The sequence below is a fragment of the Neolewinella marina genome (genome assembly GCF_002631205.1).
GTDB lineage: Bacteria > Bacteroidota > Bacteroidia > Chitinophagales > Saprospiraceae > Neolewinella > Neolewinella marina.
This window is the reverse complement of sequence record NZ_PDLO01000001.1, coordinates 1,113,102-1,130,211: the sequence shown is the minus strand read 5'-3', so window position 1 is coordinate 1,130,211 and position 17,110 is coordinate 1,113,102. Positions and strand designations below refer to the sequence as shown.

Annotated in this window: 10 protein-coding genes; 5 read left to right on the top strand and 5 right to left on the bottom strand. The window is 64.1% G+C overall.

The window, feature by feature from the left end; translation table 11 throughout:
* Positions 1-81: 81 nt before the first annotated feature.
* Positions 82-762, top strand: coding sequence for a hypothetical protein (locus tag CGL56_RS04655; RefSeq protein WP_099105306.1), 681 nt, complete (start codon positions 82-84; stop codon positions 760-762).
* A 242-nt stretch (positions 763-1,004) separates the two neighbouring features.
* On the opposite strand, the gene CGL56_RS04650 is transcribed toward CGL56_RS04655, so the two are convergent.
* Positions 1,005-1,994: a tocopherol cyclase family protein gene (locus CGL56_RS04650; RefSeq protein ID WP_099105305.1), complete on the bottom strand. Its 990-nt coding sequence runs from the start codon at positions 1,992-1,994 to the stop codon at positions 1,005-1,007.
* 72 nt (positions 1,995-2,066) lie between these two features.
* Between CGL56_RS04650 and CGL56_RS04645 the strand changes: the two genes are divergently transcribed.
* Positions 2,067-2,537, top strand: coding sequence for a YciI family protein (locus CGL56_RS04645; protein ID WP_222837659.1), 471 nt, complete (start codon positions 2,067-2,069; stop codon positions 2,535-2,537).
* A gap of 166 nt (positions 2,538-2,703) precedes the next feature.
* Positions 2,704-8,661: an alpha-2-macroglobulin family protein gene (locus tag CGL56_RS04640; RefSeq protein ID WP_143470611.1), complete on the top strand. Its 5,958-nt coding sequence runs from the start codon at positions 2,704-2,706 to the stop codon at positions 8,659-8,661.
* A gap of 115 nt (positions 8,662-8,776) precedes the next feature.
* Here the strand turns inward: CGL56_RS04640 and CGL56_RS04635 are convergent, their stop codons facing one another.
* Complete coding sequence (locus CGL56_RS04635; protein WP_099105303.1) at positions 8,777-9,502, bottom strand: LytR/AlgR family response regulator transcription factor; 726 nt, start codon at positions 9,500-9,502, stop codon at positions 8,777-8,779.
* 47 nt (positions 9,503-9,549) lie between these two features.
* The gene (locus CGL56_RS04630) at positions 9,550-10,635 is read right to left on the bottom strand and encodes a sensor histidine kinase (RefSeq protein ID WP_099105302.1); all 1,086 of its coding nucleotides are present in this window, start codon (positions 10,633-10,635) and stop codon (positions 9,550-9,552) included.
* 112 nt (positions 10,636-10,747) lie between these two features.
* Between CGL56_RS04630 and CGL56_RS04625 the strand changes: the two genes are divergently transcribed.
* Positions 10,748-11,011: a hypothetical protein gene (locus CGL56_RS04625; RefSeq protein ID WP_099105301.1), complete on the top strand. Its 264-nt coding sequence runs from the start codon at positions 10,748-10,750 to the stop codon at positions 11,009-11,011.
* Between the two features lie 54 nt (positions 11,012-11,065).
* Positions 11,066-12,538, top strand: coding sequence for a rhodanese-like domain-containing protein (locus CGL56_RS04620; RefSeq protein WP_099105300.1), 1,473 nt, complete (start codon positions 11,066-11,068; stop codon positions 12,536-12,538).
* A gap of 58 nt (positions 12,539-12,596) precedes the next feature.
* Here the strand turns inward: CGL56_RS04620 and CGL56_RS04615 are convergent, their stop codons facing one another.
* Both CGL56_RS04615 and CGL56_RS04610 read right to left on the bottom strand, forming a co-directional pair.
* The gene (locus CGL56_RS04615) at positions 12,597-13,688 is read right to left on the bottom strand and encodes an alkene reductase (RefSeq protein ID WP_099105299.1); all 1,092 of its coding nucleotides are present in this window, start codon (positions 13,686-13,688) and stop codon (positions 12,597-12,599) included.
* Between the two features lie 170 nt (positions 13,689-13,858).
* Entirely contained in the window at positions 13,859-16,930 is a 3,072-nt protein-coding gene (locus CGL56_RS04610) for an efflux RND transporter permease subunit (RefSeq protein ID WP_099105298.1), read from the bottom strand.
* Between the last annotated feature and the right edge of the window lie 180 nt (positions 16,931-17,110).

Here is a 17,110-nt window from a genome sequence, read left to right as displayed (position 1 = left end):
CGCTCCGGCGCCCCCGAGCCACGCGATTGTGACTTTAGCGGAAAATTCCCGTCCTAAAGAAGCACACGTAACCAACAGCCCATGAAAGACTTACACTTTACCCTGATTTTCCTCGCGCTCATCCTGGGGGCCGGTACCACCCTTACCGCCCAGGTTTCCGCCCGGCAGCAGGCCATGAGCCGCGGTGATCAACCCTCCCTCGTGCTCGAACTGCCCGGCGCGGAAGACGATGACGTGGAAGACCTCTGGACCGACTGGCTCAAGGACACCTACGGGGTGAAAACCAAATCGACCAAGGGCAACAAGCAGGGGGAACTCTCCAGCCTGAACTTCCAGCTCGAAGGCGTAGGCCGCGGCTCCAAAGTCGACCTGTACAGCCGCGTAAACGAAGTAGGCGACGGCAGTGAACTCACGATCTGGATCGCCACCCCCGCCGGCTACGTCAGCCCCGCCCTGGACCAGGGACAATACGTGGCCGCCGAAAAGATGCTTATGAACTTCGCCCTGGCCGTCAGCCGCGACCAGATCGAGCAGGACGTGGAATCCGAGGAAGACCAGCTGAGCGACCTGGAAAAGGAACTCGACCGCCTGCGCCGCGACAAGGAGAAAGCCGAAAAGGACATCGTGGATGCCCGGCAGAAGATCGCCGACCTGGAAGAAGAAATCCGCCGCAACATCCTCGACCAGGAACGCAAGCAGCGGGAGATCGAGGAACAAATCAGCCGGGTGGAAGCCACGAAGCGGAAGCTGAAGGGATTCTAGGGCCTGGTCCCGTTTCGCCGGCTTGAGCCGGCATGCTGCTTTAGCGTCCGGGCAGTCTGGGCAGCTTGATGGCTGAAGCCGTCGCTACAGGTAGGTCGGGATGCTGCTATGATTTAATGACTCGGGCCGGGAGGCCCTCGACCTTTTTTGCCTCAACCGCATCTCCACGATTACCAAGACCTGGCCACCTTACCTGGCTGCGTCAGGAATTGGCGCTTAGCCACCATCCAGGGAAACCGCAATCAGCTTTCGGAACCCAACATCTCCCGCGCATTCTCACTAACCTCCAATCCGGCCCAGGAAGCGGTGCCTTCGTATACCACTTCGTTGCCGCGTTCGAGGCGTACGGCGAGGCGGGCCTGGAGGCTTTCGTGGATCTTGCCGGTCATGGCCCCGCCAACGGGAACGGCCAGGTGGCCCCCGGTAGCGGGGTGGCCCGTCACCGTGAGGCGGAGCCGGCGGCGGGTGAAGACCAGGGTAACGGTGGACCCACCTTCGGCGAAACGCACGTCGACCCGCGCGCCCGACCAGGTGGTGAAGGTGTACAACTCCCCGTCCAGCAGCAGGGTGCAGAGAAAACCCCGGAAACTGGACTTCAGCCAGGGAATCACCGCTACGCTCAACATCAGGTTGGCCGGCAGGCGGGTATCGCTCAGGTGGTTGCTCTGCCCCCAGATCCAGGCTTCGGGGAACCCGCTACCCCAGTCCTTCTCGGTGTAACCCACGCCGGAGGAGGCGTCGTAGGTCCGGTTGCCCACCTTTAGTGATCCCAGGGTGCGGTGGTGAAAGCTGACCAGCCCGTGGTAGCACTGCATCCGGGGCACGAAACTGTACCACCCCATGATGCCCGGGGCCAGCAGGCGCTTCGGCCAGGGGGTCACGCCGTCGAACCGGAGGTCGACCTGGAGGTCCGGCAAATCGATCAGCAAGCGGTCGGTGGCAAAGCGGTGGGGGCCCAGCTGCACGTCGAAGGTGTAGGCCGCGGAGCGGAAATCGACCGTGGTGTACTGGTAGGAATCGGCGGTCGCCTTCACCCCGTCGAGCACCTGCAGGAAGCTGTGTCCTTCCCCCGCTTCGTCGTAGCTTATTCCCGGGATGAAGGCGTAGGCCAGCTCGTGCTCCGGGACGACCACCTTGAAGTACCAACCTTCGAAGTAGCGCCGCCGCCGGCCCCACCCCTGGAAACGGGGGGGATCGAAAGCAGCCCGGCGACGCAGCAGGAAATCGTCCATGCCGGAAGATAGTCCCCTTCCTGCGGATTGATCGATTCCCGCTATTTTGGGACATCACCACCCCCCGCCGCCGTGTACCGCTTCGCCCCCTTCCTGCTCTTCGCCCTTGCCTGCACCGACCCTTCGCCCGCCCCCGTGCCCTACACCGCCGCCGGGGTTGACGCGGACCTGATCGAGGAGTACGGCGCCGACGAATACGGTATGCGGCCCTACGTCATGGCCCTGCTGAAGGCCGGCCCGAACCGCAGCAGCGACAGTACCGCCGCCGCCGAGCTGCAGCGGGCCCACATGGCCAACATCGACCGGCTGGCGGAAGAAGGCAAACTCGTGCTGGCCGGCCCCTTCCTCGACGACGGTGATCTCAGGGGCATCTACGTTTTCGACGTGGCCACCGTGGAGGAGGCCCGCGAACTGACCGCCACCGACCCCGCCATTGCCGCCGGCAGCCTGGTCATGGAGCTCCACCCCTGGTACGGGTCGGCCGGACTGATGGGGCTGAACGACCTCCACCACCGCCTGCAGGCCGCCCCGGTGGGTGAGTAAGCCGGCACCCGCGGCCGCGCCCCCCTGAACCGCATTACGGCGGGAACGCAGGTGCCATGACCCCACCTACGACCGGCCCTTTGACGTTTATTTAACGCAGGTGCACTGTACAAACAGGGCCTGAATTGCATCTATGGGGGTGAGAACCGCCCGCAAGCCCAGCCCTATGCACTACCTTCTGATCCTCCTCCTCTCCGCCCTCACGGGTACCCTCATGGCCCAGGACCCCACCGATACCTACCGCCGCATCGAAACCCTGACCGGGGAGGGCAAGTACCGCAGTGCCCTGACCCTGGCCGACGAGCTCTATGCCACGGCGGAAGCCCCGGACCACCGGGCGCGGGCCCTCGATTACCGGACCACCCTCACCGGCCGGCTCGCGGAAGACGGTCATCAGGCGGCCGTATATCTCCTCCGCCAGGCCCTGGCCGACAACGCCCGCCAACCCGTGGTGGCCACCGTCACCCACCTGCTGCTCGGGGAGTACTACCACCTCTACGCGGAAAGCAATGCCTACCGCCTGAGTGACCTCACCACCGTGGGCGAAGCAGCCGTGGCAGATACCCTGTCCCTGACTGACTACGGCATGGATCAACTGCTGTACCTGAGCCACCGCCACCTCTACCGGGCCCTGGAACTGGCCCGCGATAACCAGACGCCCCTGGGGGCCATCCCGGCCATCGTCAGCGGTGGGGACCAACGCATCCGGGAAGTGCCCACCCTCTATGACCTGATCGTAGACCGCGCCATGGAGGTGCTGGGCAGCAGCCTCGGCACGGTGACCGACGAGGCCCTGGCCGACGCCGAGCGGGCCCTGCTGCCCGCCGAAGCCTTCGCCGCCCTGGACCTGAGCCTGCACTACAACCTCAGCAAGGGCACCCCCCGCAAACTCCAGCTCTACCAGCAGTGGATCGCCTATCACCTCGACGCCGGTGGCCCCGCCCTGCTCCACGCCGACCTGGAACGGATGCGGTTCGTCCACCGCAGCGGAGCGCCGGACTCCCTCTACCTCGCCGCCCTGCAGCGGATGTACGACAACTACCCGGGAGTGGATATCCGCGACCGCATCCTGGTAGAAATGGCCCGTCTGCTCGACCGCGACGACGAACAGCTGGGTGCCCGCCCCCGCGTGCGCGCCCTGCGCCTCCTCGAGCGGGTAGGGGAGCAAGACCCCGTAGCCCGGGTAGAATCCAGGCAACTGCGGGAGGTCATCACCCAGCCCGTCCTGGAGGCCCAGGCCCTCAGCTATTACCCGCGGCGGCAGCACCTGCTAGTGGGGCTGGGCTACCGCAACGTCGACCGCGTACACTACCGCATCTACGCTTATGACCCCGCCCGAACCGAGCCCGACTCCTACCGGTCCGACGAACGCCTGGCCCAGGTGATGCGCGGGAGGCGCGTAGCCAGCGGCAGCCAGCGGTTGGCCCCGAACGATGACTACAGCCACCACCGCACCGAACTCGACCTCGACCCCCTGCCCGCCGGAGGCTACCGGATGGTGATCGCCGACAACGATGACTTCAACGTGAAATCCTCCAACTTCACGATCATCACCTTCCAGGTGACCGACCTGGCTACCGTAAAGGTGGACGGAACCGACGATGGCGCCCAGGTGCTGGTCACCGACCGCACCACCGGAGCCGCCATCCCCAACGTGGAAGTGACCGTGCGCGAACAACAACGCAACGGCAACTACGTGGAAGTCGTCACCCGCCGCACCGATGCCGGGGGCACCCTCACCCTGCCGGCCACCGAACGCTACCGCAGCTACCAGCTCATCCTGGACCACCAGGCCGGCCGGGACCGGATGGTGACCGAAGCATACGCCTTCAGCCGCTCCGTCAGTCCGCCCCGGGAAACCTTCTTCACCACCCTGCTGCCCGACCGGCCGATCTACCGCCCCGGACAAACGGTACACGTCTACGGCCTCCGCTACCGCAAGGGTGGCGATGAGCTGCCCAGCGTGGTACCCAACGCCACGGTAACCGTGGTGCTCCGTGATGCCAACTACCAGGAGGTGGCCAGCCAAGAAGCCACCGCCGATGCCTACGGCCGTTTCAGCCTGGATTTTACCCTGCCCACTGGCGGACTCACCGGCGAATTCACCCTGCAAACCGAACAGGGGAACGCCAACATCCGGGTAGAGGAATACAAACGCCCCCGCTTCGCCGTCGAACTGGAAACACCCCCGGCGGTGCAACCAGGTGCCGTAGCCACCGTGGAAGGCACCGCCCTGACCTACGCCGGCCCACCGGTAGCGGAAGGGCGCGTCAGTTACCGGGTGTACCTGGAGGAAGTCCGGTGGTTCTACAGCTACTTCCGTGGCGGGGGTGGGGGCGGCGGCGACCGTGAACTCCTCACCAGCGGTACCACCGAAACCGACGCCGGCGGCGCATTTACTTTCACCTTCGCGACCCGCGACAACCTCAACACCGCCGGCTTCCGCCGCTACCGATACGTGGTGGAGGCCGACGTGGCCGACCCCACCGGTGAGACCCACGAGGCGACGACCACCGTAGCCATCCGCGGACAGCGGCCCACCGTGGCCGTGACGCCCCAGCGGGAGACCATCGACCGGGGCGACAGCCTGAAATTGCTGGTGGCTACCGACGCGGCCGACACCTCCCTGCGGCTGCAGCTCAGGATCGTGCCCGTGATCAAGCCCAACGCCGCCCTGCTGGAAAGGGAATGGCCCATGCCCGACCGGCCCGTCATTAACCGCGCGGCGTTCGAGCGGAACCACCCCTATCTGGCCTACGCCCCCGTGCCGGAACTCTCCACCTGGCCTACCCGGGGCGAGGCCGTGTACTCCACCACGGTGGAGCTGGACGGAGCGGAGGTACGGCTCCCGCTGCGGGCCGACTTCCCCGTCGGGCACTACCGCATCGAATTTACTTATCCGGACGGTACCGCCGGAGTGCCCGCTACCTTCAGCGTGTATAGCTCCGCTAATAATGAACTGCCCTTGGGCGTGCTGTACGAACTGGCCGGGGCTCCGGATACGGTGACCGTAGGACAACCATTGAACCTCCGCCTCATCAGCGCCGTCGACCTGCCCCTGGTGCTCCACCAGTGGCAGAGCCGCGCGGGTACCACCAGCGGACGGGCCGGCGGCGGCCGGAGCCTCTCGTTCACCTATACTCCGACGGAGGCCGACCGCGGGGGACTCTCCGTCGAGCTGGCCTTCATCCGCCTGAACCGCCTGCACCGCACCGCCCGACAGTTGTCGCTGCCCTGGGACAACAAAGAACTCACCGCTACCTACGCCACCTTCCGCAACCGCCTGCGGCCGGGAGTCCCCGAGGAGTGGACAATCGTCCTCCGTAACGCCGACGGCAGTTCCGTAGAGGCCGCGGCCCTGGCCACGATGTACGACGCCAGCCTGGACCAGGTTTTTGCCGGACAGGGATGGGAATTTGCCCCCTACCCCCGCTTCTACGGTGGCGCGGCCCTCATTGGCGGCGGCAGTTTCGGCACCGAGTACGGCCGCAGCTACACCCGGCCCGGAGTCGCCGACCGGGATACCATCCCCACTTTGCCCCGACTGCGGCTGGCCGGCGACCGGCTGCAGGAGGTCGTGATGACCGGTATGGGACGGGCGGCCCGCTTCCGCGGCAACGTGGAGGCTATGGCCATGGAGTCCGTGGCCGCGGAAGCACAAATGGATATGGAAAAAGCGGCGGTGACCAATCAGTCACCCCCGCCGCCCCCCGCCCCCGGTGACACGGGGCAGTCCGGGGCCCGCCCCCCGGTAAACCTGCGGACCAAGCTGCAGGAGACCGCCTTCTGGTTCCCTGCCCTCACTGCGGGTAACGACGGTAGCCTCCGCATCAGTTTCGAAAGTCCCGAGGCGCTTACTGCCTGGAAATTCCGTCTCTTCGTCCACGATGCCGAGCTGAACTACGTGCTTTCGGAGCGCGAGGTGGTTACCCAGAAGGAACTCATGGTCCTGCCCAACGTCCCCCGCTTCCTGCGCGAGGGCGATTCCCTGACCCTGACGGCCCGCGTGGCCAATATGACCGACGCGGCGATGCCCGTGGACGTCTACCTGGAACTCTTCGATCCCGCTACGGACGAGGTGCTCGACCTGGCTGCTTTCGGCGGGGCCGCGGGTGCCCGGGAACTCACCGCAACGGCCTCGCTGGAGGCCCAGGCATCGGCTACCGTCCGCTTCCCGCTGGTGGTGCCTGAGGGCCTTTCTGAGCGGGGCGTGATAGGGTACCGCATCGTCGGGCGTGGCGCGACCTTCAGCGACGGGGAGGAGAACGTAGTCCCCGTGCTTTCCGATCGCACCCTGATCACCGTCAGCGTACCCTATTACCTCCGGCGCAACGACCGCAAGACGATTACCCTGCCGCTACTGGCCGACTACGACAGTGAGTCGCTGCGCCACGTGGGCTACGTCTTCGAGGCCACCACCAATCCGGCCTGGCTGGCGCTGAAGGCGCTGCCCTACCTGATGGAGTACCCCTACGACTGTACCGAGCAGGTCGTGAACCGCTACTTCGCCCACCGGATAGCGTACACCACCGTGACCAACAAGCCGGTACTGGAGCGGGTATTCCGGCGGTGGCAGGCCGACAGCACCGCCCTGCTCGGGGAGTTGCAGCGCAACGAATCCCTCACCCAGGCCCTGCTCACCGAAACCCCCTGGGTAAGGGAAGCGCAGTCGGAAACCGAGCAGCGCGCCCGGTTGGCCCACCTCTTCGACCTGAAGAAACTGGCGGAAGAACAGCGCGCCACCCTGGCCAAGCTGGTCGCCCGCCAGGAAAGCGACGGAGCCTACAGCTGGTTCCCCGGCGGCCCTTCGGACCGCTACATGACCCAGTACGTAGTGGAAACCCTGGCCCGCATGCGGCAACTGGGCGTGGTGGATGCGGCCCAGTCGGCTACGGTAAACCAGATCACCGAGCGCGCGCTGGCCTACCTCGACGAAAGGCTGACCGATGATTACCGCCGCCTGTTCGCCGACGTACGCGACTCGGTGGAACTGCGCAACACCTACCGCCCCTCGGCGCTGCAGGTACATCAGCTTTACGCCCGGGCGATGTCCGGCACTGCGGCTGGGAAAGCTACTCCGGCCGTGGAATTCTACCGGGAGCGGGCCCTGGACAGCTGGACCGACTACGGACTGTACGAGCAGGCCCTGATCGCCCTGGTGGCCGACGCCCACGGCGACGGTACCGCGAAAACCATTCTGGAAAGCCTCCGGGAGCGGGCCCTCCACGCCGATGAATTCGGGATGTACTGGAAGTATCCCCGCGGGTTCCAGTGGCACAACCTCCCCCTGGAAACCCATACCCGACTGCTGGAGGCCTTCGGCAAGATCGATCCGCGGCAGGAGGAACTCGACGGCATGCGGCTCTGGCTCCTCAGCAACAAGCGGACCAACCGCTGGCCCACCACCAAGGCGACCGCCGCGGCCGTGTTTGCCCTGCTGAACGGCGGGGAGCAATATCGGGTAGAGGACGAGGCCCGGCCCCTGGTTGCGAGTTGGCCCGGCCTCCCGGGAAATGAACTGGGCACCCGCGTCCGCGCCCTGCAACAGGAAGCGGAAACCGGAACCGGAGCCTTCACCCTGCGCCTGCCGGCCGGGGAGGTGACCCGCGACCACTCCACCGTGAAACTGCGCAACCGCGGCAACGACCTGGTCTGGGGCGGCGTGCACTGGCAGTACACCGAGCTGGCCGACCGGGTGGAAGCGAGCGCCGACGGCCCCCTGAGTCTGGAACGTCAACTCTTCAAGCGCGATGGCGACCGCCTCAGTCCCCTGGCCGAAGGCACCACCCTGCAACCCGGTGACCGCGTGACCGTCCGCCTGACCCTGAGCAGCGACCGCGACCTGGACTACGTACACCTGAAGGATCGCCGCGCCGCTACCTTTGAACCGGTGAACGCTCTCTCGAGCTATACCTACTCCGGAGGACTGGGCTACTACTTCGCGCCCGGTGATGTGGCCACCAACTTCTTCATCGATCACCTGCCCCGCGGAACCTACACCCTGGAATACGATCTCTTCACGACCTACGCCGGTAACTTCAGCAATGGACTGGGAAGGGTAGAGTGTATGTACGCCCCGGAATTTGGTGGGAATAGTGAGGGAGGGAGGGTATTAGTACGGTAGTATTTTAGTTCTTTAGTCTTTTAGTTCTTTAGGCGAATAGGTCTTTCGAGATGGCTATGCCAGGAACGCGAACACCTAAAGCCCTAACCGACTAAAGAACTAAAGCTCTAACGATCTACAACTTCAGCTTCTCAATCCGTTCAGCAAGCGTATCCCGGTAGCTTTTTCCGACGGGCAGACTGGTGATCTTTCCCTTTTCCTTTACTTCTACCATATTCCCCTGCAGGGCTTCGATGCGTTCGAGGTTGACGATGTAGCTGCGGTGGATGCGTTGGAAATTGGTGGTGGGCAGCTTGTCTTCGAGTGACTTCATCGTCTGGAGGGTGATGACGCGGTCGTCGGGCAGGCGGATGATGACGTAGTCCTTCAGTCCTTCGATGTAAACGATCTCGTCGAGGTTGACGCGGACCAGCTTCTTGTCGGCTTTCACGAAGAAGTAGCCGGGGCCGCCGTCCTGTACGGGTAGCGCTTTGGCTTTTTGCTTCAGCTCGGCCTGTTCTACGGCGCGGTTGCAGGCCTGGAGGAAGCGGTCCATGCTGATGGGCTTCACGAGGTAATCGAGGGCGTTGAGCTCGAAGCCGTCGAGGGCGTAGTTCGGGTAGGCGGTGGTGAAGATGGTGACGGGCGGATCCGAGAGTCCGCGGAGGAAATCCGTGCCGGTGAGCTGGGGCATGTTGATGTCCAGGAACATCAGGTCGATGTCTTCCTTTTTGAGGACTTCATTGGCTTCGAAGGCGTTGTCGCACTTGGCTACGAGCTCGATTTCGGAGATCTTTTCGAGGTAGGTTTCGAGGACGTCCTGGGCCAGGGGTTCGTCGTCTACGATAATGGCGTTGATCATGGGTAGTAAAATTTGGTCAATGTGAGATAAAACGGGGCCATTGGCCTTTAGAGTTCCAGGTTCAGGTGAACGGCGTAGGTGGAAGGGGTTTCGGTGATGGTCAGGTCGTGGCGGTCGGGGTAGAGCAGGTCCAACCGGCGGCGCACGTTGACCAGCCCGATTCCTCCACTGGGGCGTGCGGTGTCGGGGGAGCGGGGCAGGACGTTTCCCTTGGTGTTCTCGAGGAAGAAGTGGATGGACCGCTGGTTTACCTTCAGGGTAGCGTGCACGAATCCCCCCTTGAGGGCGGCGTTGATGCCGTGCTTGAAGCTGTTCTCGAGGAAGGGGATGAGCAAGAGCGGGGCGATCTGCTGTTCGGCTACCCGCCCCTGGACGTCGAGGCTGATATCGATCCCGTCGCGCTGCCGCAGCCTTTCCAGGTCGAGGTAATTCTTGAGGTAGTTGATCTCCCGGCTGAGCGGAACGGTGGGTTCGTTGCACTCGTAGAGCATGTAGCGCATCATCTCCGAGAGCTTGATGACGATATCGGGGGCCTTGTCGGACTTCTTGAGGGTGAGGGCGTAAAGACTGTTCAGGGTGTTGAACAGGAAGTGGGGGTTGATCTGGGACTTCAGGAAGCGCAGTTCCGACTGCATGGTCTCGTTTTCCGCCTCCTGTTTTTTACGGTTCTCGGCCAGCCAGTCGGTCATGATCTTGCCGATGGAGCTGATGCCGCCGATGAGGAAGTTGCCCAGAAAATAGGCCTCCATATGCTGGAGGAGGTCCACCTGGATGTTCTCCCGGTAAGAGAAAATGAAGTACTTGATCACCAGCTCCAGGGGGGTGAAGAGGACCGATAGCCCCACGAGGGCCGCCAGGTACACCCAGTACCGCCCCTGCTTCAGGTAGGCGGGAAAGAGGAAGAGCAGGTTGGTGTAGACTACGATGGCGAACACCCCCACCGTAATGAACTCATTGATGAGGGCCAGGCCGAATCCAATCTCCCCGGTCTGCAGCTGTAGGATGACGAGGATGGAGAAAAAGGCGAACCAGGCCAACCCGTGGTAGAACGGACGGCGGACCAACGTGCTCCCCAGGCGGTCGAGGAAATTGCCGAGCTGGGAGCCGGCGGTTTCACGGGTAGCGACGGACATATCAGGCAAAGTACGATAGCGGCCGAAAACTGCCACCCGGCATTCTACCAACCGCGCTGCCGGCCGGACGAGTGGCCGCCAACCATCCGCCGCGTCTCCCTGTTTACGGCGCATGGAAGTCTTACTCGTCACCGTCGTGGCCGCGGCCATCATCTACAAGATCGGCCGGGAAGTGCTGGGCAGCTTCCGCCACCCGGACGATGAGGACCTGCTCGAGTACTGGCAGGGCATCACCCGGGAGGAGGACCGCTCCGCCTACCGGCAGATCAGCGAGCACCTGGCCAGCTGCGACCGCTGCCGCGACCGGCTCGACGAACTGCGCAAGCGGCCCGGCGGCCCCGGTGCACATTCCCCGATGATCACGCGGCGGTACTAAACATCCGGGGGCGGGGCGGTGATTTATGGGTGAGTATCACCCAACCCGATTCCCATGCACATCCAGCGCTTTCACGACGAGACCCTCGACCAGTATTCCTACCTCATCAGTGAAAAGGGGGAGGCCATCGCGGTCGATCCCAGCCGCCGGCCGGGGGCGTACCTGGAGTACCTGAAAGACAACAAACTGCGGCTCACCGCCATCGTGATGACCCACAGCCCCGGTACCTTCGCCAGCGGGTGGGCGGAACTGCGCCGCATCACCGGGGCCGACATCTACGGAGCGGCGACCTACCGCTTCCACGGAGAGGGGCGCTACGTAAAGGCTGGTCGGGCCACCATGATTCCTTTCGGGGACGGCAGCCACCTGCAGACGCAGAAAACCCCGGGGTTCACGGCCGACAGCCTGAGTATTCTGGCCATTGACAAGGACCGCAAGGTGCACGGCATCTTCACCGGAGGCACCCTCCTGCACCTGGGCGCCGGATACCCCCTGCCACGTCTCGACGACCTGAACCCACTGCACGGCTCCAAGGACTACGCCAAAGAGCAATACAACAGCATCCACAAGATCATCGCCGGCTTCGCGCCGCGAGCTACGGTGTTTGCCGGCTTCGGGGAGGACAACCACTTTAGCAAGATGGGCAACGCCACCCACGAGCGGTTTAACCTGACCGAAGCCAAGGCCGAAAGTCCCGTCTTCCAGCAGCCCGATGCCAAGCGATTCGCCGACTGGCTGCTGGAAGACTACCCCTTCGTACCCGCTTACGTGAAGGGATGCCTGGAACAGAATTGCGAGGGCTATCCCGACTGGGCCACCGCCCTGGCCCCCTTCCGCGACTTCCTGACCGAAGAGCACCGCGGCGAACTGCAGCCCCACCAGCCGGTCGTGGCCACCCGCGGCGGAGCGGTCATCCTCACCGAAGCGGAGGCCGCCTCGGAAAGTCCCTCTCCGGCACCGGTCATGCCGTTGGGAGAGAACGTCCTGCTCATCGATACACGGAGGGCGGCCGACTTCCACGCCGGGCACGCCCGCAACGCCATCAACATCCAGGCGGACGGCCCCTTCGCCCTGTGGCTGGGCAGCGTGGTACGCCCCGGCGAGGACTTCCATCTCCTGATCGACCGGAAGGAATCGGCCTATCCCCTGGCCCAGGCCATAGCCAAGATCGGCTACGACCGCCAGCTGCGGGGGGTAACCCAGTGGACGGGAGGGCTGGTCGAGATCGAGCAACCCCCGCTCGACGTGAAACGCCTGAAAGACGATTACGTAGGGAAGTATACCATCGTGGATGTGCGGCCGGCGCCGGCCGCCGCCGAAGACACCCGGTTCTACGGCGCCATCAACCTTCCGCTGTGGCAGCTGAGGGATCGCTGGCAGGAGATTCCCCGCGACCGCCCCATTGTGGTACACTGCGGCGACGGCTACGCCTCGGCCATCGGGGCCAGCATCCTGCGGAAGCACCTTGGGCAGGATGTGATCGTCCACGACCTGGGGCACGGCATCAGGAAAATCAAGGCGGCATAAAAAAACCGTCGGCCGCAATGGATGCGACCGACGGTTGTAGTCAGACTGTCGTAGGGCCTCAGGCGGTTTCCGCCAGGGTGGGGTAGGTGAGGTATCCCTCGGGCCCCGGGGTGTAGAAGGTGTCGTAATCGGGTACGTTCAGTTCGGCGCCTTCGCGGAAGCGCTCGACCAGGTCGGGGTTCGCGATGAACGGGCGGCCGAAAGCCACCAGGTCGCAGCGGCCGCTGCTGATGTCCTGCTCGGCGCGGTGGGCGTCGTAGCCGCCGGCCAGGATGAGGCTGCGGCTGAACGTCTCGCGGATTTTGGCCTTGATCGCGTCGGGGACGGGGGGTGCGCCCATATCCTCCTGGTCGACCAGGTGGAGGTAGGTGACGCCGATCTCGTCGAGCAACCGGGCGGCGGAAACGAAGGTCTCATCGACCGTATCGAAGGACCCCATCTCGTTGAATACGCCATAGGGCGACAGCCGCACGCCGACCCGGTCGCCGCCGATGGCCGCGACGGTGGCTTCGGCGACGTTGCGCAGGAAGCGGAGGCGGTTTTCCACCGAGCCGCCGTACTGGTCGTTGCGACGGTTGGTCTTCGGGTGCATGAATTGCTCGAGCAGGTAGCCGTTGGCGGCGTGGAGTTCCACCCCGTCGAATCCGGCCTCGATGGCCAGCTTGGCGGCATTGGCGTACTCCTCGATGGTGAGGGTGATCTCGTCGATGCTCATTTCGTGGGCAACCGGAATGTCCAGCAGGCCTTTACCGTCGACGTACATCTTGGTTTCGGTCATTTCCACCGGACTGGGGGCCAGGATACGGCCGCCGGCGGGAACGTTGTCGGGATGTCCGACGCGGCCGCAGTGCATAAGCTGCATAAAGATCTTGCCGCCCTGGTCGTGGACGGCGCGGGTTACTTTCTTCCAACCCTCCATCTGCTCGGTGGAGAAGCTGCCCGGGATGCGGGGGTAGCCCAGTCCGTTCACGCTGGGGGAGGTACCCTCGGAGATGATGAGTCCGGCTCCGGCGCGGTTGCCGTAGTAGGTGGCCATCATATCGTTGGGCACGTTGCCCTCCGCCCGCGAGCGGGTGAGGGGGGCCATGACGACACGATTGGCAAGTTTGGTTTGGCCGAGCTGGTACTCGGAAAGGAGATGGTCTAGCATATTTGATTCTTTAGGGTCGGTGTTTAAACGGCGGGGTGGGGGGAAGGTTCCGATTTAGTGTCGATACATTGGATTTGGGGCTGGTCCATGGAAAATTCGTTGGACGACTAAGTGGTCCATGGTGAACTGGTCGGACCACTTAAGTGGTCCGACCACTGAGCGTTGGACCACTACCGCCGCCCCACAAAAAACACCGGCCCGATCGCCACGATCACGAGAACGGAAAACGCCAGCCCCCCGATGGTCCCCGCCGCCAGCGCGTGCCAGAATACCTCCTGCCGCCCCCCGAACAGGAAGGGCGCCAGTCCCGCCGCCGTACTGACTACCGTGAGCAGGATGGGTGTGATCTTGCGGCGCACGGCTTCCGCATAGAGCCCGGCACCCGCGTGCCCGCCATACGCCCGCCGCAGGTAATTGTACTCGCTCAGTACCAAAATGAGGCCGTTCACCGCCAGCCCGGCCACCAGCAGGAAACTGGTGTAGCCCCCCTGGTCCAGCCGTACGTCGAAGCCGTAAAAGGTGAGAAACACCCCGATGCACGACACCGGGATCAGCAGTACGATGCCCAGGGCCTGCCCCAGCGACTCAAACAGCAGCGCGCAGATGAAGAAGATCAGGATCACGGCCAGGCCCATCAGGTAGCTCATCTCCCCGGCGGCCAGCCGCTGGCGATAGTGGTTGCGTTCCGCGGAGAAGCCCAGCGGCAGTTCCGCCCGCAGGGTGTCCAGACAGGCATTCAGGTGGCGCCCCCCGAACTCGGGACTGCCCAGGTACTCGAACTCGACCATCCGCAAGTACTGCTGGTCAATCTTGTGAAGGGCCTGGGGGGCCATCGCTTTCTTCAGTCGGGCTACCGAAGCGAAGGCCAACGCGAAGGTATCCACCGGTACCGACCAGTTTTCGAGCCGCCACCTATCGTAGTCCCCTGCGTCCCTGGTGGTGATGGCCACCGGCTCCCCGCCCGCCAGGTAGAGGTCGGCCTGGTTGCTGCGGTCGAACCACTCCAGGGCCTGCCGGAGGGAATTGACGGCCAGTCCGCGCCGCGCTAGTTCGCGGCGGTCGAAGTCCAGCCGGTATTCGGCCCGGTCGCGTTCCCACCAGTTCAGGTTGGCGTTGGTATCTACCTCCTGGACGCGGGGGTGGTTGAGCAGCAGTTCCGCCAGCCGCCCCGCGTGGCGGTCCAGACCCGACTGATTGTAGCCCCGCATCTCTACGCGGAAGCCGGCGGACCCACCCCCGGAGGCATTGCTGAATCCCTGCCCTACGCCGTAGATGTTCCACTTTACCCCCCCGAAGTTTGTGGCGAAGGCCGTCAGTTCATTTTTCAACCGGAAGGGGAAGGCGGCATTCCCTTCGGGGAAGGTGATCTCCATTGCCCCGTATTGTCCGCTGTTGACCCGGGAGGTATAGCGGTCGATCCGCCCCCCGAAGCCAGCCAGGTACTTTTCCACCAGCAGCAGTACGTCGTTCAGCTGGTCTACCGTGGCGCCCTCGGGCAGGGCGGCGTTCACGTAGAGTTTCGTCTCCTCCGGCGGCCGATAGCCGCTGCCCGCGTATACGTAGTGGGTAAAGAGGCGGAAGCTGCCCCCCAGCCAGCGGTTCACGTGCGGCCGCAGTACGTCGTGGTAGTAGGGGGAGCCAAGGGTCCGGTTGTAGAGCGGCCAGTCGTCTACCCGATTGGGCAGCATCCAAAGGGGAAGCCCGAAGGCCAGGATCGTTGCCACGAGAACCGTTTTGCGGTAGCGGACGAGGGCGGCCACGAGGCGGGAGTACCCGTTGTCGGCAATGGGCGGCAGCCGCTCCGTGTCGGTATTGTCAGGTCGGGGAGTCAGGGCGGGCACCAGCAGCAGGGCTACCGCTACGGAGGTCGACAGGTTGATCGTCATCACCCGCGCGAGTTCGTAGAGTTGGGCGCGCAATTCGGCGGAGAGCAGGAAAATTACGCTCAGGCTTGCCAGGGTCGTGAGGGTGGCACCGGCGATAGCGGGCCCTACCCGACTCCCGCCGGGCCGTCGCAGGGCGTCGAGCATGATGATAACGTTGTCGATCATAATGCCGAAACTCACCGCAATGCCGGCGAAGGCATACAGGTTCAGTTCCACCCCCAACAGCCAGTACAGGAGGAAGGCCAGGCCCAGGTTGACCGCCAGGGCGAACGTCACCACCAGCAGGCGCCGCAGGCTCTGATAGGCCAGCAGCACGAACACCAGCAGGATGCCCATACTGAGTAGCGTCCGGTTGCGGGTCCTGCGCAGTTCTTCCCGGAGGTACTCGGTGGCGTCGTCCTCCAGCCGCAGGTGGTAACCGGGCAAAAGGCTTCCTTCCAGGGCGCGGACGCGGGTGCCGTATTCGTCGGCCAAGCGGAGCCGATTGGCATCGGGCGTTGCGTAGACCAGCAATCGGACGCTGGTTTCTCCGTTGATGCGGTAATAGCCGCGGGCGGGCGGCGGCTCCCGGTATACCCTGGCCAACTCTCCCAGTCGAATCACCTTACCGCTGCGCCCCACCAGTGGCAGCGCTTCCCAGTCACCGGGGGTGAGCGCGACTGCTTCCCCCGGCGCGTCCTGCCGGTAGGCATAAACCGGATTATTGCCGTCTACGACGAAGCCCAGACCACTGCGCGCGAAGTGCTCGCCTAGCCGGGTGCGCACCTCGCCGACGGTAAGTCCCGCTACCGCGATACGGGCGGGGTCCAGCGCAATGCGCCACTGCAGCCGGTTGCCCCCGGTCACCTCCGTGCGTGCAAGGCCTTCCTGCAAACTCAGTTGCGGCAGCAGCCGATCGGTGGCGTAACGGTAGAGCGCGGTGGCATCGACCGGTCCACTCAGGGCGTAGGTGAGTACCGGTGTATCGTACTCCTCGTCGTCAGGGGTAGTGTAGGATAGGCGAGGATAGGTAATGCCAATGGGCAGTTTTGGGTACAGCCGCCGGACTTGGCTGGCTACCCGGAACCGCAGGAAGTCGGCGTCCGTCCCCTCTTCCAGTTGCAGGCGAATGTATCCGCTGCCCTGCCGACTCACGGACCGGATCTCCTGCACGCCACGTACCAGGGCGAAGGCTCCTTCCAGCGGCGCGGTGATCTGCTGTTCCACCGCCTCCGGCCCCGCACCCGGCCAACCATAGTCCACTCGCAGGGTAGCGCCCGTCACCCCCGGCTGCCAGCGCACCGAGAGGCGCGGCAGTAACAGGTAACCGAGTACGGCCAGCGCGGTAAGGAGGAGTAGGGTGGGGAAGGGCTTCACGGTGAAGGTAAAATAAGCGGATATGCGGTAGGGTGGGAAAATCCAGGTGGGCAGCTACGGGAAAATTCACGCTTACTGGACTTTATTGGACAAATTATTGTATCAGGCTTGCCCCCGTGGAGGTAGCCACGTACTTACTTGTGAATAGTACTATCGTCAATACCCAATACAGCTTCGGTA

Bases quoted from the DNA above. Each gene is read 5' to 3' on its own strand.
- CGL56_RS04655 (WP_099105306.1), top strand. From the start codon at position 82: ATGAAAGACTTACACTTTACCCTGATTTTCCTCGCGCTCATCCTGGGG.
- CGL56_RS04650 (WP_099105305.1), bottom strand. From the start codon at position 1,994: ATGGACGATTTCCTGCTGCGTCGCCGGGCTGCTTTCGATCCCCCCCGT.
- CGL56_RS04640 (WP_143470611.1), top strand. From the start codon at position 2,704: ATGCACTACCTTCTGATCCTCCTCCTCTCCGCCCTCACGGGTACCCTC.
- CGL56_RS04635 (WP_099105303.1), bottom strand. From the start codon at position 9,502: ATGATCAACGCCATTATCGTAGACGACGAACCCCTGGCCCAGGACGTC.
- CGL56_RS04630 (WP_099105302.1), bottom strand. From the start codon at position 10,635: ATGTCCGTCGCTACCCGTGAAACCGCCGGCTCCCAGCTCGGCAATTTC.
- CGL56_RS04625 (WP_099105301.1), top strand. From the start codon at position 10,748: ATGGAAGTCTTACTCGTCACCGTCGTGGCCGCGGCCATCATCTACAAG.
- CGL56_RS04620 (WP_099105300.1), top strand. From the start codon at position 11,066: ATGCACATCCAGCGCTTTCACGACGAGACCCTCGACCAGTATTCCTAC.
- CGL56_RS04615 (WP_099105299.1), bottom strand. From the start codon at position 13,688: ATGCTAGACCATCTCCTTTCCGAGTACCAGCTCGGCCAAACCAAACTT.